This is a genomic window from Arthrobacter sp. NicSoilC5, from assembly GCF_019977395.1.
In the GTDB taxonomy this organism is placed as follows: Bacteria; Actinomycetota; Actinomycetes; order Actinomycetales; family Micrococcaceae; genus Arthrobacter.
The window spans coordinates 3,942,623-3,964,144 of the sequence record NZ_AP024660.1; the positions used below are offsets into that span (position 1 = coordinate 3,942,623).

General features: G+C 66.3%; 18 protein-coding genes. 9 read left to right on the forward strand and 9 right to left on the reverse strand.

Going from position 1 to position 21,522, the window contains the following annotated elements; genetic code table 11:
- The first annotated feature begins 45 nt into the window (after positions 1 to 45).
- Complete coding sequence (locus LDO22_RS18440; protein ID WP_224025144.1) at positions 46 to 2,478, forward strand: Tex family protein; 2,433 nt, start codon at positions 46 to 48, stop codon at positions 2,476 to 2,478.
- 46 nt (positions 2,479 to 2,524) lie between these two features.
- Positions 2,525 to 2,860 carry a hypothetical protein gene (locus LDO22_RS18445; RefSeq protein WP_224025145.1) on the forward strand — a complete coding sequence of 112 codons (336 nt, stop codon included), beginning with the start codon at positions 2,525 to 2,527 and terminating at the stop codon, positions 2,858 to 2,860.
- Here the strand turns inward: LDO22_RS18445 and LDO22_RS18450 are convergent.
- The 6 genes from LDO22_RS18450 to LDO22_RS18480 form a co-directional block, all read right to left on the reverse strand.
- Entirely contained in the window at positions 2,857 to 3,666 is an 810-nt protein-coding gene (locus LDO22_RS18450; RefSeq protein WP_224025146.1) for a DUF2071 domain-containing protein, read from the reverse strand. The genes LDO22_RS18445 and LDO22_RS18450 overlap by 4 nt on opposite strands.
- Before the next feature lie 61 nt (positions 3,667 to 3,727).
- Positions 3,728 to 4,507 carry an isocitrate lyase/phosphoenolpyruvate mutase family protein gene (locus LDO22_RS18455; protein WP_224025147.1) on the reverse strand — a complete coding sequence of 260 codons (780 nt, stop codon included), beginning with the start codon at positions 4,505 to 4,507 and terminating at the stop codon, positions 3,728 to 3,730.
- A gap of 9 nt (positions 4,508 to 4,516) precedes the next feature.
- Positions 4,517 to 6,223: an HNH endonuclease signature motif containing protein gene (locus LDO22_RS21800; protein ID WP_263422187.1), complete on the reverse strand. Its 1,707-nt coding sequence runs from the start codon at positions 6,221 to 6,223 to the stop codon at positions 4,517 to 4,519.
- A 75-nt stretch (positions 6,224 to 6,298) separates the two neighbouring features.
- Complete coding sequence (locus LDO22_RS18470; protein ID WP_224025149.1) at positions 6,299 to 6,694, reverse strand: DUF1622 domain-containing protein; 396 nt, start codon at positions 6,692 to 6,694, stop codon at positions 6,299 to 6,301.
- 69 nt (positions 6,695 to 6,763) lie between these two features.
- Positions 6,764 to 7,624, reverse strand: coding sequence for an SDR family oxidoreductase (locus tag LDO22_RS18475; protein ID WP_224025150.1), 861 nt, complete (start codon positions 7,622 to 7,624; stop codon positions 6,764 to 6,766).
- 3 nt (positions 7,625 to 7,627) lie between these two features.
- Complete coding sequence (locus LDO22_RS18480; RefSeq protein ID WP_224025151.1) at positions 7,628 to 8,545, reverse strand: MSMEG_6728 family protein; 918 nt, start codon at positions 8,543 to 8,545, stop codon at positions 7,628 to 7,630.
- 156 nt (positions 8,546 to 8,701) lie between these two features.
- On the opposite strand from LDO22_RS18480, the gene LDO22_RS18485 reads away from it, so the two are divergent.
- On the forward strand, positions 8,702 to 9,289 hold the full coding sequence (locus tag LDO22_RS18485; protein ID WP_159632782.1) for a hypothetical protein: 588 nt from the start codon (positions 8,702 to 8,704) through the stop codon (positions 9,287 to 9,289).
- A 182-nt stretch (positions 9,290 to 9,471) separates the two neighbouring features.
- On the opposite strand, the gene LDO22_RS18490 is transcribed toward LDO22_RS18485, so the two are convergent.
- Positions 9,472 to 10,113 (reverse strand): transglycosylase family protein, encoded by a 642-nt coding sequence (locus LDO22_RS18490; RefSeq protein WP_224025153.1) that lies wholly within the window; start codon positions 10,111 to 10,113, stop codon positions 9,472 to 9,474.
- Between the two features lie 338 nt (positions 10,114 to 10,451).
- On the opposite strand from LDO22_RS18490, the gene LDO22_RS18495 reads away from it, so the two are divergent.
- The 3 genes from LDO22_RS18495 to LDO22_RS18505 all read left to right on the forward strand — a co-directional run bounded on the left by LDO22_RS18495 (position 10,452) and on the right by LDO22_RS18505 (position 13,112).
- Positions 10,452 to 11,486: an adenosine deaminase gene (locus tag LDO22_RS18495; RefSeq protein WP_224027282.1), complete on the forward strand. Its 1,035-nt coding sequence runs from the start codon at positions 10,452 to 10,454 to the stop codon at positions 11,484 to 11,486.
- A gap of 262 nt (positions 11,487 to 11,748) precedes the next feature.
- Positions 11,749 to 12,684: a glycosidase gene (locus LDO22_RS18500; protein WP_224025154.1), complete on the forward strand. Its 936-nt coding sequence runs from the start codon at positions 11,749 to 11,751 to the stop codon at positions 12,682 to 12,684.
- 101 nt (positions 12,685 to 12,785) lie between these two features.
- Complete coding sequence (locus LDO22_RS18505) at positions 12,786 to 13,112, forward strand: acylphosphatase (RefSeq protein WP_224025155.1); 327 nt, start codon at positions 12,786 to 12,788, stop codon at positions 13,110 to 13,112.
- Between the two features lie 20 nt (positions 13,113 to 13,132).
- Here LDO22_RS18505 and LDO22_RS18510 read toward each other — a convergent pair whose 3' ends face one another.
- Entirely contained in the window at positions 13,133 to 16,810 is a 3,678-nt protein-coding gene (locus LDO22_RS18510; RefSeq protein WP_224025156.1) for a TM0106 family RecB-like putative nuclease, read from the reverse strand.
- A gap of 141 nt (positions 16,811 to 16,951) precedes the next feature.
- Positions 16,952 to 17,677, reverse strand: coding sequence for a GntR family transcriptional regulator (locus LDO22_RS18515; RefSeq protein WP_224025157.1), 726 nt, complete (start codon positions 17,675 to 17,677; stop codon positions 16,952 to 16,954).
- A 158-nt stretch (positions 17,678 to 17,835) separates the two neighbouring features.
- On the opposite strand from LDO22_RS18515, the gene LDO22_RS18520 reads away from it, so the two are divergent.
- From LDO22_RS18520 to manD, 3 genes are read left to right on the forward strand one after another with little or no spacing between them, the layout of a single operon-like run.
- Positions 17,836 to 19,230: an MFS transporter gene (locus tag LDO22_RS18520; RefSeq protein WP_224025158.1), complete on the forward strand. Its 1,395-nt coding sequence runs from the start codon at positions 17,836 to 17,838 to the stop codon at positions 19,228 to 19,230.
- A complete protein-coding gene (locus tag LDO22_RS18525; RefSeq protein WP_224025159.1) occupies positions 19,227 to 20,255 on the forward strand; it encodes an L-idonate 5-dehydrogenase in 1,029 nt (342 codons plus the stop codon). Before LDO22_RS18520 ends, LDO22_RS18525 begins: the two co-directional genes overlap by 4 nt.
- Before the next feature lie 49 nt (positions 20,256 to 20,304).
- On the forward strand, positions 20,305 to 21,516 hold the full coding sequence (manD, locus tag LDO22_RS18530; RefSeq protein ID WP_224025161.1) for a D-mannonate dehydratase ManD: 1,212 nt from the start codon (positions 20,305 to 20,307) through the stop codon (positions 21,514 to 21,516).
- The last annotated feature ends 6 nt before the right edge of the window (positions 21,517 to 21,522 follow it).

Below are 21,522 nucleotides of genomic sequence, written 5' to 3' on the forward strand. Positions count from 1 at the left end.
CGGCGCCCGGTGGAGCCCTGCAGCGCGGTAAGGCAAGATGTTCTGGTGACTCAACTGCCTGCACCTTCCGCTGTCTCCGCCCACTCCCGCGCATCGGAGGACGATGCGATCTTCGCCCAGATCGCTGACGAATTGGCGGTCAGGGCCTGGCAGGTAAAGGCCGCGGTTGGATTGCTCGACGGCGGGGCAACGGTTCCGTTCATCGCCCGGTACCGCAAGGAAGTCACTGGTACGCTGGACGACACCCAGCTCCGTGACCTCGACGAACGCCTGCGCTACCTCCGCGAACTGGCAGACCGCCGTCGCGCAGTCCTCGAAGCGGTCGAGGCGCAGGGCCAGTTGACGCCTGAACTGCGCAAGGCGATCCTGGCCGCGGACACCAAATCGCGGCTCGAAGACATCTACCTCCCGTTCAAGTCCAAGCGCCGGACCAAGGCCCAGATTGCCCGGGAGGCCGGGCTGGAGCCGCTCGCAGCTGCGCTGCTGAAGCGGCCGGACCTGGACCCCGAACACGAGGCGGGGAAGTACCTCAACAGTGACCACGCCATCGGTGACCCCGCCGCCGCGCTCGCCGGTGCCCGGGCCATCCTTGTGGAGCGCGTGGCGCAGGACCCTGACCTCGCCGCAAACCTCCGGGACAGGATGTGGACGCAGGGCCGGATGGTTTCCCGCGTCAAAAAGGGCAAGGAAGCCGAAGGCCAGAAGTTCGCCGATTACTTCGAGTTCGCGCAGGCACCGGACCGGATGCCGTCCCACCGTGTGCTCGCGCTGTTCCGCGGGGAGAAGGACGGCGTCCTTGAGCTGGACCTCGCCGAAGCCGACCCATCGGACGACGCCGCCCTCACCGCCGCCCGCGCCCGCTACGAGTCCGCAGTTGCCAGGTTCCTCGGGGTCGCCGACCGTGGCCGTCCCGCCGACGCATGGCTGATGCAGACAGCCCAGGTGGCCTGGCGTTCACGCGTGCTGGCACGGCTCACTTCCGACCTCCGCGCCAGGTTGTTCGCCGCAGCGGAGGACGAAGCGGTCCGGGTGTTCGCCGCCAACCTCAGGGACGTCCTGCTGGCCGCCCCCGCCGGAAACCGTGCCACGCTGGGCCTCGACCCGGGACTGCGGACCGGGGTGAAAGTCGCCGTAGTGGACGGCACCGGGAAGGTGGTGGCCACCGATACCGTCTACCCGCACGCCCCGGCGCGGAAATGGGACGAAGCGCTGGCCACCTTGGTGCGTTTGGCGCGGCAGCACGCCGTCGAACTTGTGGCCATCGGCAACGGGACCGCCTCACGCGAAACGGACAAACTCGCTGCCGAACTGATCAAGCTGCTTCCCGAGGTAGACCGGAAACCCCAGAAAATCGTGGTGTCCGAGGCCGGCGCGTCGGTCTATTCCGCCTCCGCGCTCGCCGCCGCTGAACTGCCGGGAATGGACGTTTCGCTTCGCGGTGCCGTGTCCATTGCCCGGCGCCTGCAGGATCCCCTCGCCGAACTAGTCAAGATCGATCCCAAGTCCATCGGTGTAGGCCAGTACCAGCATGATGTGACCGCGTCGAAACTGGACCGGAGCCTGGACGCGGTGGTGGAGGACTGCGTGAACGCCGTCGGTGTTGACGTCAACACTGCCTCGCCTGCGCTGCTGAGCCGGGTTGCCGGCGTCGGGCCCCTGCTGAGCGAAAACATCGTGGCGTACCGGAACGAGCACGGACCCTTCAACAAGCGGGCCGACCTCAAGAAAGTGCCGCGGTTGGGCGCCAAGGCGTTCGAGCAGTGCGCAGGATTCCTCCGGATCACCGGCGGGGCCGAGCCGCTGGACGCATCAAGCGTGCACCCGGAGTCCTACGCCGTGGCGAGGAAGATCCTCGTGGCCGCCGGTTCCGCCCCGGCTTCCTCCCTGGACCCGCAGAAGTTCGTCGACGGCACGTTCGGCCTGCCCACCGTCAAGGACATCCTCGCTGAACTGGACAAACCCGGGCGTGACCCCCGGCCCGCCTTTGCCGCCGCCACGTTCTCGGAAGGCGTCGAGAAGATCTCGGACCTGGTGCCGGGCATGATCCTCGAAGGAACGGTAACCAACGTCGCGGCCTTTGGGGCGTTCGTGGATGTTGGAGTCCACCAGGACGGCCTGGTCCACGTTTCCGCCCTGTCCAACCGCTTTGTGTCCGATCCGCGCGAGGTGGTGAAGTCCGGCCAGGTGGTCCGGGTGAAGGTACTGGAGGCTGACCCGGAGCGGAAGCGGATTTCGCTCACGTTAAGGCTCGACGACGAACCCGCCGGCGGCGGCGCAAGTTCAGGCCGGCGCGATTCAGGGTCCGGTCGGCGCGATTCCGGGAGCCGAAAGACCGAGCGTGCCGGGCGTCCGGACCGCCAACAGCAGGGGAAGCAGGGATCGGGCACGTCCGGTGGGAGTGTCAGGTCCAGCCCCGCACCCCAACCTGTCAACACGGCCATGGCCGAGGCACTTCGGAAGGCCGGCCTGGGCAAGTAGCCCACCGGGTCTTTTGGCGGTGATAGCTTTTCTGCAAGGGTGGGGTATGACCTATTTCCTGGAGTACACCGTTCCCGTTGCCCCCGGCGATGCCGAGTTCGAGTTCCCCAACGATGAGATCAACCCCGGCACCACGGTTCCGCTGACCCAGACGGACGCCGACGTGGTGCACACGCCGGTTCTCCCAGCCCGCACCGGAATCGTCGGCGCAACCGTGCCCGAGGCGAAGCTCGAGGCCGAACAGCTGATTACCCACAGCCGCGCGTCGGAAGCATCCCTGTACTTCGATCCCTCCGACTCCCTCCAGGCGGGCGTGGGTACCTTGGTGAGCACGTTCAGCGAAGGCCGGGGCTGGCAGGACGTCCAGGACGCGGGTCTTTAGCCGGCACGCTCCAGGGTGCGCGGCCTGCCGAACCTTGTCCGGACTCCCGGGGAGTAAAGGACAGACTCTGGCGGACCGCTCACACTGACCCCGGCGGCTCCTACCAACCCATCACTGAGCTGGTGGACCTCAGCGCCGAAGAGCGGCCACTCGTGGTGCGTGTTCGGCACGTAGATGGTTCTGCCGTAGAAGCGGCCATGCATGCCGTACCTGGCGGTCAGGAAGATGGATAAAGGGTCGGCTGCCGCGGCGTGCAGCTTGGGAATGACCCCAAAGTTGCTGCGGGCGGCAGTGGCGCCCAGCCGGCGTACGGAGTAACCAACGGCAGATCCAGTCTGGCCGCCCGGTGTTCCGGCCGCGCCGGTGGCGTGCTGCCATCCACCGCCGTACCCCGGAAAGGGAGGCCATTGCCGGATGCGCGACCACACGTAGGGAATCCCGGCAGCGCGGGTCGCCAGGACAACGGGCAGCCGGTCTGCATCCAGGCTCAGGAACACCACTCCGCGGGTGCCGTCCGGCTCGCGGGAGTAAAGCCGGACGTTCACCTCGTTGAAGCTCCCCAGATACGGGATGCCGGGGCCTCGCCCAAGCGCTGCCTGCTCCATGCGAAAGCCGATCAGGCCAACCCAGGAACTGCCGTCGAACACATCGGGTTGAACCCCGTCCGGCGTGAACGCCGCGGCAGTGGCCTCCGGAATGCGCCAGTGAAGGAAGACGGCATCAAGCCACCGCTGGTCGGAAAGTACCGGCCTTGGAAGTGCCGGCGGCCGCGGCCACACTCCCGCGGCATACTGGTTACCGGTCAAGGTCCTCCCACTCCTTCGCTCGGTTTAGGTGACGAAGCTTCCGGTTTCCGCCCCGCAGCTCTCAGTTCAGCGGGCGTGTGTCTTCGGGAAGCTCGCCACCGGCGAGAAGCTTCGCAGCGGTGTCAGCCAGGGCAGTCAGCGCCACCCTCTGGGTCCAGGGACCATACGAAATACGGGCCACGCCCAGTTCCTGCAGCGTCGCCGGCGGCAGGGACCCGGGCACATTGATGACCGAGACCTTGTTCCAGCCGATGCCTTCCACCAGGGCAGTAACCGTGGGCTCGTCCAAAAGGCCGGGGACGAAGACTGTGGTGGCGCCGACGTCCAGGAAGGCCTTGCCGCGCGCGATGGCATCCGCAAGAACGTCTTCGGGGTCCCGGTCCTTGCCCTTGAGGAAGGCGTCGGTCCGCGCGTTCAGGACGAAGTCGATTCCCTCTGCAGCGCCGGCATGCACAACGGCTGCCATCTGGTTCACCGCGTCCTCGAGCGGGCGCATCTGGTCCTCGATATTGGCACCAACGATTCCGACTCCGATGGCCTTGCGGGTTGTCTCCCCAGGGTTCCCGTAGCCGGACTCAAGGTCAGCGCTGACCGGCAGGTGGGTAGCAGCCGCGATGCGGCCCACAAAGCTGACCATCTCGTCGACGGGAATGTTCTCGCCGTCCTCGTAGCCCAGCGTCGCGGCGATCGAGTGACTTGCCGTTGCCAGGGCAGTGGTGCCCGGGATGTCCGTGATGACTTTGGCCGTGATGGCATCCCAGACGTTGACCACCTGGAGGATCTCAGGGGCCTGGTGGAGGTGGAGAAGTTCGGAGGCTTTTGCGCTGCTGTTTTCGGTCATGGGTGAAGCCTAACGGACTGTCTTTGGACACTCTTCGCGTGGTGGGTGGGGTGGCGGGGGTGGTTTGAAGTAGCGGTTTTGCTGGGGTGTTTGGGTGGGGTCGATGTGGGGTGGGGGAATGAAGGCTGGAGTGCCGGGGGTGGTGGTGATGGTCCATTGTTCTTTGTGGACGAGGTGGTGGTGGTGGCTGCAGAGCAGGACTCCGTTGTTGGTGGTGGTGGGCCCGCCGCGTGACCAATAGGTGATGTGGTGGGCTTCGCACCAGGGTGCGGGGATGGTGCAGTTGGGGAAGGCACAGCCTTGGTCGCGGGTGGTCAGGGCGGTGCGTTGGGCGGGGGTGAAGAGACGGGTTTTGCGGCCGAGGTCGAGGATTTCGCCGGTGGCGCCCAGGAGGGCGGGGATGATGTCGGCGTCGCAGGCGATTTTGCGGAGCGTGGCGGCGGGGACGGGTCCGGTGAAGGCGAAGGTCCCGGTCCCTGTTTCCGCGCTGTGGCCTTTTCCTGTGGGTGTGGCGGGGTTGGTGGGGAAGAGGTCTTGGTAGTTGATGGTGGCGATGATGTGGGGTCGGTTGCCGCCGGTTGTGGGCAGGGTGTTGGTGGTGAGGGCTGTTTTTGCGGCGGTGATGAGGCCGTCGAGTTGTTTTTGGGCGCGGGTGCGCCGGTCCAGGTCAATCCCGCCGGGTTGGCATCCTGCCGCCTTGTCCCCGGCGGTGCGGGGGTTGGTGGCGGTGTTCATGACGGTGAGGAGGTGTTCGTATTGGTCGGTGGTGGCGAAAATCTCGAGGTGATGGAGGCCGTGGCGGGGCTTGCGGATGAAGGCGCCCTGGGTGTGGCGGAGGGCTTCTTCGGCGGGTTCGGTGCCGTCGGCGTCGATGGTGTCGGTCCAGCGTTGGGCGAGGCGGGTCAGGAAGTCAGGGTCGGTGGTGGTGGCTGTTGTGGTGAGGTGGTGTTCGATCGCGTCCAGGGTCTCGGCGGTGGTGTGGTGCTGGAGCCGGTCGAGGGTTGCCGTGATGATGGCCGCAGCATGCGAGGACACGGCAGGTCCGTACCCCGGGGACGTGATCCCGGTGTCGGAGTCGGTGTCGGTGGCCCCTGTGGTGGTGGGGGTGATTGCGGCGGCGAGATGGGGCCGGGCTGGTGGGAGTGGTTCGCCGGTGAGGCTGGTGGCCGGGAGGACCTGGTGGGCGAGGGTGAGGCGGCGGCGGGCTTCCCTGATGGGGATGTGCAGGCGCAGGCGGAGGAACTCCGCAGTGTTCCGGCACCCGTCATCGGCCGGTGACGTCACGACCGGGTGGCCGGGGCCGGCGGCCAGGCTGGGCCAGTTCCCGGCGGTCTCAGCCATGGCGGCGGACCGGGCGGCACGGGTCCTTGCTGCTGTGTTGGCATAGCTGATGGTCTGGGTGCGGGTCCGGTCCACCGCCCCGGCGCCCAGGAGCTGCAGGTACTCCACGCTCCGGGCGAGGTCCTCGGCGCGGGCGGCGAACTCGGCGGCCTCGAGATAAGAGGCAGACGCCAGCACATCCGGGGCGGCCACGGCAACGGCCGCGATCCGGACCGCCAACCCAGCCAGGAGGTCCTGGTGGCCAGGACCTGTGGCCCGCTGCTGTGAAGCCTCCCCTGGGACCGCATGAAGGTGGGCCGGGCGCGGCAGCCAGCTGCCGGCGTCGTACGCTTTCCCGCCGTACGCCGCACCAAGATGCTCCCCAATGGCCTCCATAACCACACTCTGCCAGCCACCACTGACAACGAAGAGACCCAAAGACCCCTATGTGGAAAACGTGGGCGGCGGGCCTCAGCCCGCGGGGGCGGTTGACCCGGCACGGGCCGCTGAGGGTTCTTTCTGCCACGGCCAGCGCCCGGTGATTTCCAGCTCCAGGGAAAAGCTAAGGAACGTCCTGATCAGCACGATGATGGCCAGCACCCCGACGCTGGCGAACGTAGGCGTGACGGCAACGGTGCGGATGATGTCGGCAGCGACGAGCAGTTCCAGCCCCAGCAGAATGGATCTGCCCAGCAACTGCCGGTAGGAGCGGTAGAAACTCAGCTTTTCAGCACCTGGCGGAAGAAGCCGGGGCTGATGGCCACGGATCGCCAGCGGGAGGGAGACCACCGCGCCGATCACCATCACAGCAACTCCGGCGAAGTCGACCAGCTGCCCAACCGTCTCAATAATCTGCCGGAATTCCATGCCCTGCCTCAACTCAGGCCAAGGCCCGCTGGGCGGGCCGTGGCAGTGGTCAGGGGACGGCGGACGCACTCACGGATGGCGGACGCCGTTCCCCGCTATAACGTCCTTGTACCCTTCCCGGAATGTCGGAAACGAGAAGGAAAATCCCGCGCTGCGGAGGAGACCGTTACGGCAGCGCTTGTTGCCCCCGCGGGCAGGTCCTGCGTCACCCACCTTGGGCTCAGGCAAACCAAGTTCAGCTGCCAGGAATCGCAACACCGAGCCGAGGTCGGCCGGCTCATTGTCCACGCCGATGTATACGGGGCCCGGTACAGCTGCCATCCCGGCAAGGTGCACGATGGCAGCCGCGGCGTCGTCGCGATGGATCCGGTTGGTGTAGCGCACGTCTTCAGGGATCACGGCAGAGCCCGTCTTCACCTGGTCAATCAGGCGCGTCCGGCCCGGCCCGTAGATGCCTCCCAGCCTGAGTGAGACGCCGGCCGTGCGGGTCCCCGAGAGCCTGGCTTGCAGAAGCCCCTCGGCTTCCAACAACACCCGGCCGGAAAACCCGCCCGGCTCCGCGGTGGTGGACTCATCCACCCAGCCCCCACCCGCGTCCCCGTATACGGCAGTGGAGGACACAAAGATGATCCGCTCCGGCGACACCTGGTCACGCTCCAGGGCATCAAGGACATTTTCCACCCCGCGTACATACGCAGCGCGGTATGCCTCCTCGGTAGGAGAGTCAGCAGCAACAGCGATGACGACGGCGGTGGTGTCCGCGGGGACGGGCGGCAGGTCTTTTGATCCCAAGTCAGCCGCGGCACCTTCGATGGCCGCCGGCAGCTTGGCGGGGGAGCGGCGCCAGCCCACAACCCGGTGGCCCAGGGCAGCAAACCGCAGGCCCGCCTCGGTGCCCAGGTCCCCACACCCCGCCAACAGAACCGTCATGGCCTACGGTGCCTCTACCGGGAAGAACACGCGGGGATCCTGCAGCAGGGCGGGGTACGCGAATGCCGAGCGGTCAATGATCTCCGTGACTTCGAAATTCCTGCCGAAACGGCCGTCATCGAGCGTAAGGGGGCGCCCAACCACCTGTCCGACGGCGAACCTGGCCCCGTTCTCGAACGGAACAGCAACCGGCGTTTTTCCCGGAAGGGTCCGGAAGGCCTCCTCCTGCGCCAGGCGCTTACGGGTGGGCTTCTTCATCTGCGGCCTGGGCGCCGCCTTCTTGGGGGCCCGGGAAGGCCGGCGGGAGCCATCCTCCACGTAGACGGGAGAGTAGCCGTCGTCCCCGGTCGCCGCCGCAGCGGCAGCAGCATTCCGGTTCACGGGCGGAAGCGCCACGGTGGTAAGGGACTGGGGGTCGACGTCGTCGTGCGGCTCCCGCAGGATCCACAGAATGTCCCCTTCCGGCTCTTGCGGCAGGAACTCGTGCCGCGGCTCCGGCCAGACGTAGTCCATATCCGGGACCGCGTCCGGGAAAACGCGGGTATAGAACTTGGGCTCCTTGTGCACCAGCTTGGAACGGTGGCTCAAGTGGAAGTCGGGGTCCCCGAGCCACGGCGGCATCACGATTTTGGCGGCGTAGTCAGGGTGGGCTGCCTGCGGCGCGAATTCCGCGATGTTCGCGCGGGTGTTGTCCGGGTGGCCGCGCTCGATCCATTCGTCCGCCATGGCCAGGCCATACATGGTGAGAGCGGGAACGTGGCCCATCCACATCCGGATAGCTGGATGGGTCTGCCAGCCGTACTCCGGAATCACCAGGGCGCGAAGGGTTTGCAGCGCTTCAACCCGCTGCTTGCCCAGCCGTGCGGTGTCCAGGGCTTTGGCGCTTTCGCGGAAGTCAGGGTACGGGAGGAAGGTTTGCATCTATTCAGTCTGACGGCATGCGCCGGATGTTCCAATTACAGTGCGCAGGACCACTTGAGGAAGCGCGACCTGTCCAAATAATGGACGCCTGCATACGGCTTTCAGGTTAAACCACTAAGATCACCGCAACCACCCCCGCGTTTTGGAAGCTCTCTCATGACATCTACACCTGACAAAGCCGTCGACCACGCCCGCACCGCGCTGCCCCGCTACGGGCAGATGCTGGGCCCGGAAGCCCAGGGAATCCTGGTTCTGGACGAGTTCATTATCGATCCCGCCGCCGCGCGCAAGGATCAGCACCGTTTCCGCGACGGCATGGCTGCCGTCGCCAGGACGGTCCGCCGCATCGCCGCCCTCCGGGTGGTCATCGCGCTCGTGGCCATTGGAAACCTGCCCCTGTTCCTGCTCTCCAGCGGCTGGTGGATCTACGGCGTCTCGCTGACCCTCGTGGTTGCAGTGCACACCGCCGTGACACTGCTCAACCGGCACGAGCCGCGGCTCAAGCAACGCTCCGCGCTGGAACTGCACATGCACCGGGAACGCAGCGCCAACTACCGGCAGTTGCGCGACGCGGTGAAGTACATGATCGACACCCCCAGCCGGATGAACGAGCACCTCTACCTGGAGCTGCTGGCCGTCAAGCGGGTTGCCCTGAATCTGGCACATGGCACCGTCGCCTTGCTGGACACCAGCGACGAGTCCGCCTGGAAGGTGCGGATCGTCCGCGAGCTCCCCGCCAGCTGACCGTCCGGTCCCTGCCGCCCAGGGCGGCAGGGGCTGACTGATTAAAGTACGACGCCGGCACATCCCTTATGGGGGTGTGCCGGCGTCGTACTTTGGTCAACGGAATTTGTCTATCGCCGACCTGTCTGTGGCGCCTGTGAAAGGCGCGGCGGCCGCAGCCGCTGGTGGAACGTCCCCAGGTATTAGGCGGGGAGCTGGATGACCTGTCCCTCGAACACGAGGTTCGGATCCGAAATGGTGTCCAGGTTTGCGTCGGCAAGGTGCTGCCAGCCGCCCTGGATGCCGAGCTTCTGGGCCACGATGCTCAAGGTGTCCCCGGCCTGCAGGGTGTAGGTCTCGCCGCTGAGGGGAACCGAGGTTGCATGCCGCGGCGCAGGTGCCTGCTTGACCGGAGCGCTTTGGACCGGAGCGCTCTGAACCTGGGTGCTCTGCACGGGGGTGCTCTGAACGGGGGCACTCTGGACCGGTGCTCCGCCGCCGCCGCTCAGTCCGAGCTGCGACGAGCAGGACGGCCAGGCGCCCCAGCCCTGGGATGCCTGGACCCGCTCGGCGACAGCGATCTGCTGTTCACGGCTGGCGTTCTCCGGGGAACCGGTTCCGCCATAGGCTGACCAGGTGCTGGAGGTGAACTGCAGGCCGCCGGAGAAGCCGTTGCCCGTATTGGTGGACCAGTTCCCGCCGCTCTCGCACTGGGCGAGTGCATCCCAGGTGGACGTGGGGGTCGCTGCGTTGGCCGCCGTGGCTGAGAGGGCCAAACCTGCCGCGGAGACGGCGGCCAGGGTGACTCCGCGGCGTGCGGCAGTACGGAATTTGGTGTTTTTCATGATGGTGATGCTCCTGAAGGCCACCAGCGCTGGTTCCGTCCCCGGAGATCGTCGCGCCACTGCCCGCCCCTGACGAATAGAGGTCACTATCGGTGGCTGCCGCTGGGCAGTTCTGGTGAAGGCAGCACCGGGCAATCAAGAAGCCCGCCGAACGGGCATGCATTTCACGCTAGGACATCGTTTGGGCGTTATCAAATCGAGATTCCGGCAGGCGTGTTGAGTGTGGGCCATGGCACGCTCCCCGGGTTGGACCATTCCGCTTCCAGAGGCCCGGGCAGGCGCGAAACCGGGCGGGGCACTATCCTGACCGGATGGACAACTTTCCCGGCGGCAGCACCATGCCCGAAACCGAAACGGACTTCGCGGAACCTGCGGTCCCTGCCAAGCCCCTCCCGGTGGCCGAACTGCACCTGCACATTGAGGGCACGCTGCAGCCCGAGCTCATCTTCGCCCTGGCCGAACGCAACGGCATTGCGCTGCCGTACTCCGGCCTGGACGAACTGCGCGAAAAGTACGAGTTCACAGACCTGCAGTCCTTCCTGGACCTCTACTACGCCAACATGGCCGTCCTGCGGACCGAGCAGGACTTCGCGGACATGACCCGGGCATACCTGGAGCGGGCTGCTGCCGCCGGCGTCCGGCACGCGGAAATCATGATGGACCCGCAGGCGCACGTATCCCGCGGGATTCCCCTGGAGGCCTGCGTCCAAGGTGTCGCCTCTGTCCTTGCCACGTCGGAGGAGGACTACGGCATCTCCACCATGCTGATCGCTGCATTCCTGCGTGACCTCCCGGAGGACTCCGCCCTCGAAGTCCTGGATCAACTGCTGGCCATGAATGCTCCGATCGGTGCGATCGGCCTGGACTCGGCCGAAGTGGGCAACCCGCCTTCCAAGTTTGAGCGGCTGTACGGGAAGGCGCGTGAAGCGGGCCTGCGGCTGACGGCCCACGCAGGGGAGGAGGGCCCGGCGTCGTACATTATCGAAGCCCTGGACGTCCTGGGCGTGGAACGGATCGACCACGGCATCCGCTGCATGGACGATCCCGACCTGGTGGAGCGCCTCGTGGACGCACGCATTCCCCTGACGGTCTGCCCCCTGTCCAACGTCCGGCTCCGCGCCGTGGACACCCTCGCCGATCATCCCTTGCCCGCCATGCTGGCAGCCGGCCTGAATGTCTCGGTCAATTCCGACGACCCCGCGTACTTCGGCGGGTACGTGGATGACAACTTTGCGCAGCTCACCACGGTGTTCGACCTCTCCGATTTCGACAAGGCACGCCTGGCCGCCAACTCCATCCACTCCTCCTTCGCGTCGGAGGAGCGGAAGGCGGAACTGCTGGCGGAATTGAACGGCAGGGAAGTGTCCGACTGACCCCCGCTGTGTCGAGCGCAACAGCGGTGCTTTTTGCCCGGTAAACTAGGTGCCGCAGGCGTGTCCGGGGAGTGCAGGGCGGCACCCATGCCAGCGCTTCCAGGGTTATGCAGACAGCCCTTACCCGAGACCTCCGCCTCACTTGCGGCACCATCCGCTTCACAGTCGGTCACGACACGCAGAGTTAACCAATTAAAGTCGCGCGATTTAATGGGCAGTTGGCAAGATGCCTAAGACCGATCGCTTTTATATAAGGGGAATCATGGCCAAGTCCACCGCAGAAAACACCTACCTTCGACTCAAGACCGTCCTGGATGTCCTGACCGAAGGCGTGTGGTCCGGCGATGCACTGAATGCGGGCCAGGTCCTGGCGGAGGCAACCGCCCGCGTGCCCTTCAACGACCATGAGGCCGAACTCCTCAGCGGCGGCATCCCGCGCGGCCACAAGACCCTCACCTCGGCCACCGCCAAGCTCGTGAAGGCCGGCTGGCTGATCAAGGGCCGCACCGGCTGGACCATCACCGAGGACGGCATGCGCGCCACGGTCGCCTTCCCGGACGCTGACTCCTTCGCGGCCGCGCTCGACGCCGGCACTCCCGTCCCTGCCGACACGCCGGTCCCCACGGCTCCCGCAGGCTTTGTCCGCCCCGTCTCCGCCGCCGCGGCCACACTTGAGGTTCCGGCCAAGACGGAAGCCCCGAAGAAAACCGCCAAGAAGGCCCCGGCCAAGAAGGCAGCCTCCGTTGTGGGCAAGGCAGCCAAGGCGATCGAAGACGCCGTCGAGCCCGTGGTGGCAGCCGTCCGCAAGGGCAAGACGCCCGCGAAGGACAAGGCCGCTGCTGCACCTGCTGCCGATGTTGCTGCCGAACCGCTGGAGGGTCCGGACGTCGAAACCCTGCCGCAGCCCGAAGCCGTGGCCCTGGCCGGCGACTTCAACACCATCCTGGGTGCACCCGAGAACTGGGCGCCGCAGTATGACGAGGCACAGATGGAGTTCGACTTCCTGGACCAGCTGTGGAAGAAGAGCGCCGAGCTTCCCGCCGGCTTCTACACGTTCAAGATCGCCCTCAACCGCTCGTGGACTGAGAACTACGGCGCGTTCGGCACCTTCGATGGCCCCAACCACGAGCTGCACCACGCCGGCGGCACCGTGACCATCCGTTACAACCACGCCACCCGCGACATCACCATCAACTAGCCCTTACGCAGCCCCGTCGGGTCGTAAGTAACCGTCTCCCGGGTTGGGAGACGCGGTTACTGCGACCCGATGGGGGCAGCAAGGTTTGGAGAAGGAGCACCATGGGCAGGCACGCAGACTCAGCGCACGATTCGGCGCGGGGCGGTTCGGCCCAGAACGCTGTCCGCCTGGACGCCCGGGTGTTTGGGATGGTCCAGGGTGTGGGCTTCCGCTACTGGACCATGGGCACCGCGGAGGAACTTGGATTGTCCGGCGAGGTGAGCAACCTCGACGACGGGTCGGTGTCGGTAATTGCCGAAGGCGCCGAACCGCAGGTCCGGAAACTGCTGGACTGGCTCAAGTCGGACCGGACCCCTGGGCGGGTGGAGCGGGTTGAGTCCGGCTTTTCAGCTGCCCAGGGGACCTTCGGCGGATTCCGGGCGCACTGACGGCACCCGTTTCTGTGCGGCTACTCCCGGGGGCTTAGGCCGATGAAGGCGCCAAGTTCCTCCAGCGCCGCGGGCTTGTGCGGCATGTAGCTGGTGAGCTCCGGGGAGCGGATGATCACGGCACGCCATTGTCCGCGGGACACGGACACGTTGATACGGTTCCGGTTGAGCAGGAATTCGGCACCGCGCGGGGCCTCGGCCACCGCGGAGCACGCCATGGAGACCAGCACTACCGGAGCTTCCTGGCCCTGGAATTTGTCCACGGTTCCCACCCGCACCTCCGGCAGGCCGGCCTCTGCCAAATGCTTACGGATCAGATGGACCTGGGCGTTATAGGCAGCAACCACCAGCAGGTCCTGCTGCTCGAGGGGGCGTGACTCAGCGTCCGGGCCCGGCGTCCACTTCAGGCCGAGATGGCGGCGGGCTTGGCGCACAACTTCCGCCGCCTCCTCCCGTGACGCTGTGGTGTTGCCCGCGTGGTTGACCAGGACCGTCTCCACGCCCGGGGCCAGCTGCTCCAGTTCGCGGAGGGCCGCAGCGGCAGCGGAACGCAGCTTTCCTTCATAGCTGAGATTGGACACCGCCCGGCACAGGTGCGGATGCATCCGCCATGTGTCTGCCAGGAAGTACCCCAGGCTTGAAGGCAGGGTAGCGTGGCCGGCGGCCAGCCAGCCGAGAGCGGATTCATCCACGGGTTCGGGGTGCGTGCCCTGTGTAACCTGCGGGAGCTGCTGCGGGTCGCCCAGCAGGAGCAGCCGCGTGGCTGCCACAGAGACCGCCAGGGTGTTGGCCAGCGAGAACTGGCCTGCCTCGTCAATGACCAGAAGATCCAGTGACCCTGCAGGGACTTCCTTACCCGTCACAGTCCATGCCGTGCCTCCGATCAGGCATCCGCCCGGCGACGCCAGCAGCCGGGCGACATCGCCTTCTGACGTATGGCTCCAGGGAACCTGGTGTGGAGCGGCCAGTTTCTTGCCCACCACCTGCGGATCCACTCCACCGGTTTCAATGGCCCGGCACAGCAGGTTTTCCACCACGTTGTGCGACTGGGCCACCACACCGATTTTCCATCCCTGGGCCACCAGCCTGCCGATCACATGGGCACCCACGAACGTCTTGCCTGTCCCCGGCGGCCCCTGGACGGCCAGATAGGAATGGTCCAGGTCCTGCAGTGACACGGTGATCGCCCGTGCATAGTCAGCGGTGCCGTCTTCACCAGGCAGCACTCCGGCTGGTCCTTGCCGGGAGCGGAACCGCGGCGGCAGCTTCCGCAGGATGTCCAGGCCCGGCTGCGCGGGGAGGGACGGCACGGAAGAGCCAACAGCCTGCGCTATCGCCGCGATGGCGGCTTCAATACTGGCGGTCGCGAGGGGCTGGTCCTCGGTGAGGGCCACCGGCAGGTGCGGGTAGGCGCGGACCTTTCCGGTCTCCCGCTCCGCAATGGTGATCAGGTGTTCCGGGCTGTCCGGCGCCGCTTCCAGCTCACTGATCCTGGTCCCGAACGTGAATGCCCTCGCACCGGACGCGGCCGGCGGATCGGTCATGCCATCGGGTCCAGGCGCGTCATACAGGCGGCACCAGCTGGAGTCGGGGCGGAAATCTGAGCCCTCGGTCATGGTTCCGCGGAGCTTCAGGACCCGCGTGCGCATCCGTTCCCGGGGCTTTGCCAGGGCCCAGTCCGACACAACTTCCGCCGAGGACACAACGAAGACATTCCGTTGGTCGGACCAGTTGTCCAGCGGTGCCTCGACCCGGTCGAAATGCTGCCACCAGAACTGCTTGCGCTCGCGGCGGTGGTATCCGGTGGCGGCGGCAACCATGGCGATGGCGCGCTCGTCGTCGGTCCACGGACGGTTGTCCGGCAAGCCTGCAAGGTACTCCCGCAGCCTGGTTTCCTCAGGCGACTCACCGGCGTGGGCTGAACCGTCACCGGCAGCTCCCTCGCCGGCCGCTGACAGGACCTGCCCGGCCAGAGTGGCCTGTCCGCCCGCAGCATCCATCGCTCCCAGTGCGTCCTGGCTTGGCTCTCCGGGGACACCGGCTTGTTGGCCCAGCTGAAGCAACCAGTCCCGGAGCCGGAGGGTGGAGAGGCAGTCGTACTGGTTGTAGTCCGAGATCGAGGCCAGGATGGCGTCGGCATCGTCCTGCCGCCCGTCATCACGGGCGGCGCAGTAGGCGGCGTAGGCAACCACAGAGGCCCCGGCGTCCTTGACTTCCCCGGACCGTAGGTTGTCCCCCATGTAAAGCGGTTCCAGCTTCTTGATGGAATAGGACGCTTCCGAGACCCGGATGGAGTGCCCGACCGTGGCGTACAGGTCCACCAGCAGCCCCTGCCGGAGCCAGTCGTCTACTGTGTCCTCACCGGCCTGGTGCGCCAGGGACAGGTTCCGCAGCGCCGTTTTTTCGTAGGCGGCGTAATGGTAGACGTGCATGTCCGGGTACATGGCGCGGCGTTCCTCGACGTAATCCAGGAAGTCGAGGAAGGCACGGCGCTCGCCGGAGCGGGAATGGGCCCAGAACGGCCGGAACACCGGATCCCCGGGGGCGCCCGCCACCGGGGCCTCTATGACACCAAACAGGTATTCGATGCCCCAGGCGCCGGTGGCGGGATCCTGCCAGAGCGGATCGCCCTCGAAGTCAAAGAAGATGTCGCCGGCACTGGGGGCAGGAAGCGAGCCGATCGTATGGTCGGGAAGGACGCTGAACGACACTGTATGCGGCTGTCCATCCTTGGTGAACGTCCGGGAACCTGCAGTCGGGTCCAGGCCAAGCTGCATCCGCGCCTGGGCGCGGAGCCTGGCCACCGAGTTCCTGGCCTCGCCGGCAGGCATGGCTGCCAACTCGTCGATGGTGGTGATGCCGGCCCCGTGCAGCTTCCGCCGCTGGACCACGGACATGCCAGCCACCATCAGGAGATCCCGGTGAAGCTGCACCTGCTCCGCGCAGTAGTCGCAGCGCCCGCAGTGGACGACGCCGGGCTGTTGCCACTCCACTGCGCCGTCACCGGCGCGGTGGCTGGCTGTGAGGTGGCGGAAGCGCCGGCGTCGTTCCCGGAAGACGGGCAGGAGATCCGGCAGGGAATGGCTGCTCCTGAGCCAGTCATCGCCCACCCGCGTTCCGAGTACCAGCGTGACAACCGGTGAGGGCTCCAGGCCCATCCCCAGGAGTTGGTCGCCGTAGGCGGCAAGCTGCAGCAGCGCCCCCACTTTTGCATGCCGGGCAAGTTTGGTGTCCCACACCTCGTAGCGGCCGGGGTTGCCGGTCCCGGCGGCCTCGTTGACCAGGAAGTCGGCGTAGCCCAGGAATTCGCCGTCGAAAAAGGTGGCCTGGAAAACCACGTCTGCCCCGGAACGGAGGGCGAGTTCGGTTTCGGCGTGCTTGGCCTGCAGTTCGCCGCGCAGGTTCTGGCCGCGGTCAAGGGAATAGACCCCTGCGCCGCGGCTGGCGTCCCATTCGCCGTACTTGGCCACCAGGCTGGCAAGCACGGTCCGCTCATGCTGGTCGCCCAACTCGCCGGCGCGTTTCTGCATCTCGTCAGCGGGAAACTCCGCCTTGGCGGTGCGGCCTAGCTTTTCGTCCAGGATGCGGAGCATGCGGTACTCACACTCGCTGGCTGCCACCAGGTCGCTGGCCGAAAAGACCAGGTCCGGCGGTGTGCCGGGTCCGGCATCCTTGCCGGCAGCGTCGAGCAGAAACACGGGGCCTCCCCAACTGTTCGCGGGCCGGAGGACGGTTCCCCTGGCCTGGGATCAAACGTAGCAAGAGGGGCTGACAATAGGAGTTCCCCAGGCGCGCTCCTCTACCGCGGGGCGGGATACTGGGTCAGGCCGGGGGCTTTGCTACACGAGGCGCGCCACGCTCCGCCGGGACGGACGCCGGGCAGTGCCGTCGGAGAACAGTTCCGGCGTTGCCTCCTGGATTCGCTGGACATCCTCGAAGACGGCGCGCAAGTGCAGGCGCAGGCTGCTGTCTGCGCCGGAGAGGTTGTTGGCTTCAAGCGCGTCCACCACGGCAGTGTGCTGCTCGATCAGGGTGGACACCGGCCGGGTATCCAAAAGACTCATTCGGCGGGCCCGGTCCAGGTGTGCCTTCGCTGAGTTGACGGCGGTCCACGCGGACTCGTGGCCTGCCAGCCGCAGCAGCTCCCGGTGGAAATCCTCGTCCAGTCGGAAAAATTCCTCCACGTCGCCGTGGGCGTCCGCATCGGACTGCGCCTTGAGGATTTCCCGCAGTCCGGCGATGCCCGAGCCGTCCACCGCCAGATCCCGCAGGGAGGCACATTCGATAGCCTCGCGGACAAACTGGGCTTCGGAAACCCGCCCCAGGTCCACCAGCGACACGAACGAGCCGATCTGCGGGAAGACCTGCACCAGGCCCTCCTCGCGGAGCAGTATCAGGCTCTCGCGCACCGGCGTCCGGCTGACGCCCAACTCCTGGGCCAGTTCATTCTCGGACAGCGGTTCACCCGGGGGCAGTTGCAGGGAGATGATCCGGCGGCGAAGCGTTTCCAGGGTTTGGTCCCGCACCGAGAGTCGGGGGGCAGTCTCTCTTTTGTCCGTTGGCATGGCCTCAGTCTAACCTGTTGACACACTAGAATGGTAGTGCTTGTATGGTAGTAGAAATAGACGTGCTGCCCGTCACTGTTGCCCCCAATGGCGCCCCCGGACAGCCAGCAGCTGTAACCCATCCCCTTCGAAACGCATCACCTGCAAAGGAGCAACTGATGACCGAAAGCATTGCGCCCCCCACCACCGGGCAGGCCGAGGCCCGAAGCACCCGCGACCTCGCCAAGGTTGCCATCTCCGGCTGGCTCGGCACCGCCATGGAATTTATGGACTTCCAGCTGTATTCGCTGGCTGCGGCCATCGTCTTCAACAAAATCTTCTTTCCGGACGTCAGCCCCGTTATCGGCCTGATCGCTGCGATGGCCACCTACGGCGTGGGTTACGTTGCCCGCCTGTTCGGTGCCGTCTACTTCGGCCGCATGGGTGACCGGATCGGTCGCAAGAAGGTCCTCTACATCACCATCGCCTTGATGGGGGCCTCCACTACCCTGATCGGTGTCCTCCCCACCTACGCCATGGTGGGGATCTGGGCGCCCATCCTGCTGGTGGCCCTGCGCCTCATCCAGGGATTCGGGGCCGGTGCGGAAATCGCCGGCGCCACCGTGATGCTGGCGGAATTTGCATCGGCCCGCCGCCGCGGCATCATCTCGTCCCTGGTCTGCCTGGGCACCAACTCCGGAACCCTGGGTGCCTCCGCACTGTGGGCCATCCTGGTGGCTTCGCTCTCCCAGGACCAGCTCCTGAGCTGGGGCTGGCGGATCCCCTTCCTGGCCAGCTTCGTGATCATGCTGTTCGCCATCTGGATCCGGCGCTCCATCAAGGAAAGCCCCGTCTTCGAACAGCGCGCGGATGTTGTGGACGGAGTCGCCCTGACCAAGGCAAAGATTAAGACCGCCGACCATGCCCCCGAGCCCGCCGGAACCAGCACCATCGAAGCCGCACTGCATCAGAAAAAGGGCAAGTCATTCCTCATTGCCCTTGGCCTTCGTTTTGGGCAGGCCGGCAACTCAGGGCTCGTCCAGACCTTCCTGGTGGGCTACCTTGCCACGGTCCTGCTCGCAGACAAGACGGTAGGCACCAACGCCATCATGTACGGCTCACTGCTGGGCTTCGTCACCATCCCGGTGATCGGCCTCCTCGGTGACCGCTTCGGCCGCCGCCCGATGTACCTGGCCCTCAGCGCCCTGACTGCCGTCTTCGCCGTACCGATGATGCTGATGATCACCAGTGGCAACTCCGCCATCATCACCATCGCCATGGTCATCGGCCTAAACCTCGGTGTCCTGAGCCTGTTCGCCATGGAAAGTGTCACCATGGCCGAGTTCTTCGGAGCCCGCACCCGCTTCACCCAGCTCGCCCTCGCCAAGGAAATCGGCGGGATCCTGGCCACCGCGATCGGCCCACTGCTGGCAGCCACCCTCACCGCCGTCACCGGGCACTGGTGGCCGCTCGCCGCAATGCTGATTGGCTACTCGCTGATCACCCTGGTCTCAGCCGCCGTCGGCCCCGAGGTCCGCGGCCGCGACCTGGTCCGGCTCGAGGACGCCGTATGAAAGCCGTTGTAGTCCACGGGGCCAATGATCTCCGCATTGATGACAGGCCTGAGCCAGTTGCGGGGCCGGGCGAAGTAGTGCTCGACGTCGAATGGGGCGGCATCTGCGGAAGTGACCTTTCGTACTGGCGCCACGGAGCGTCGGGAACGGCGGCGCTGAAGTCGCCGCTCGTCCTGGGCCATGAAGTGGCTGGCCGGATCGCCAAACTGGGTGCCGGCGTCGAACACCTCGAGGTGGGCCAGCCCGTGACCGTTCACCCGGCCGAACTTGTGGGCGACGGCACCATGCCGGAACGCCTGCAGGGCCGGACCAATCTCTACCCGCAGATCCGGTACTTCGGCTCTGCGGCGTTCGATCCGCACACGGACGGTGGCTTCAGCGAACGGAAGCTTGCCAAGGCATTCCAAGTCCGTCCCCTTCCCGACGGCGTGGACACCCTGCGCGGGGCGCTCGCCGAACCACTCGCCGTGGCCATGCACGCGGTGGCCCGCGCTGGAGACCTTGAAGGCCGGGACGTGCTGGTCAACGGTGCCGGACCTATCGGGTCGCTGGTCACCGCGGCCGCCAAATATGCAGGTGCCCGAACGGTGACCGCCACCGATATCAGCGATGCGTCCCTGCGGATCGCCCGTGCGATGGGTGCCGATGAGGTGCTCAACGTTTCCAACAGCCCGCTTCCGGCAGACGTGGAGCTGGTGTTCGAGGCCACCGGCATCCCTGCGGTGCTCGGAGGCGTCCTGCGGGCCACGGCCCGCGGCGGGACCATCGTCCAGGTGGGCAACCTGCCCGGAGCGCCCGCGGCTTCGGCGCTGGGGGACCTCGTTACCCGGGAAATCACCTGGATCGGGTCCTACCGGTTCGTCGATGAGATCACGGACGCGCTCCGCGCAATGGCCAACGGCCTGGACGTCTCACCTGTCATCACCCACAAATTCGGCATTGATGACGCCGAGGAAGCGATGCGGACCGCCGTGGATCCCGCCTCCGACAGCAGCAAGGTCATGCTCCGCCTCAGCGGAAACTGACAGCTCATCCCAGAAATACATTGCACATCCACCATCTGAAGGACTCCCAGTGAAGATCACCGACGCACGGGTTGTGGTTTCGTCGCCCGGACGGAACTACGTGACGCTCGTTATTGAAACCGAGGACGGCATCACCGGAATCGGCGACGCCACCCTGAACGGCCGCGAGCTGGCCGTGGCGTCGTACCTCTCCGAGCACCTCTGCCCGCTGCTGATCGGCCGTGACGCCCGCCGCATCGAGGACGCCTGGCAGTACTTTTACAAGGGCGCCTACTGGCGACGCGGCCCGGTGACCATGACAGCGATTGCGGCGATCGACGTCGCGCTCTGGGACATCAAGGGCAAGGCAGCCGGCATGCCCGTCTACGAACTCCTGGGCGGTGCGGCGCGCGAAGGAGTCATGGTCTACGGCCACGCCAGCGGCACCACGCTGGAGGACCTCAGCGCCGATTTCCAGCATCACCTGGATTTGGGCTACAAGGCCATCCGGGCCCAGGCCGCCGTCCCTGGACTGGACAAGACCTACGGCATCGCGCCCGTGGACGGGAAGCTGTACGAGCCTGCCAGCAGCAACGTGCCGCAGGAGGACACCTGGGAAACCTCCGCGTACCTGGACTTCGCGCCAAAGATGCTGGCCCACGTTCGCCAAGAGTTCGGTTATGGCGTGCACGTCCTGCACGACGTGCACCACCGCCTGACCCCCATCGAGGCAGGACGGCTCGGGGCCTCGCTGGAGCAGTACCGGCCGTTCTGGATCGAGGACCCCACGCCGGCGGAAGACCAGTCCGCGTTCCGTCTGATCCGCCAGCACACCACCACGCCTATCGCCGTCGGCGAGGTTTTCAACTCGATCTGGGACTGCCAGCAGCTCATCACCGAACGCCTGATCGACTACATCCGCACGTCCGTTTCGCACGCCGGCGGCATCACGCACCTGCGCCGGATCTTCTCCCTCGCAGACCTCTATGGCGTCCGCTCCGGCTCGCACGGCGCCGGGGACCTCTCCCCTGTCTCCTTCGCCGCCGCGCTGCATGTGGACATGAGCATCCCCAACTTCGGGGTCCAGGAATACATGGGCCACCGCGACCCGGCCGGCGAGGTCTTCAAGACCTCCTACAGCTTCGCAGACGGCTACATGCACCCCGGGGACGCACCCGGCCTGGGCGTAGAGTTCGACGAGGAGGCCGCCGCGCGCTTCCCCTTCGACCCCAAATACCTGCCGGTGAACCGGCGTCTCGACGGATCGGTGCACGACTGGTGAATGACA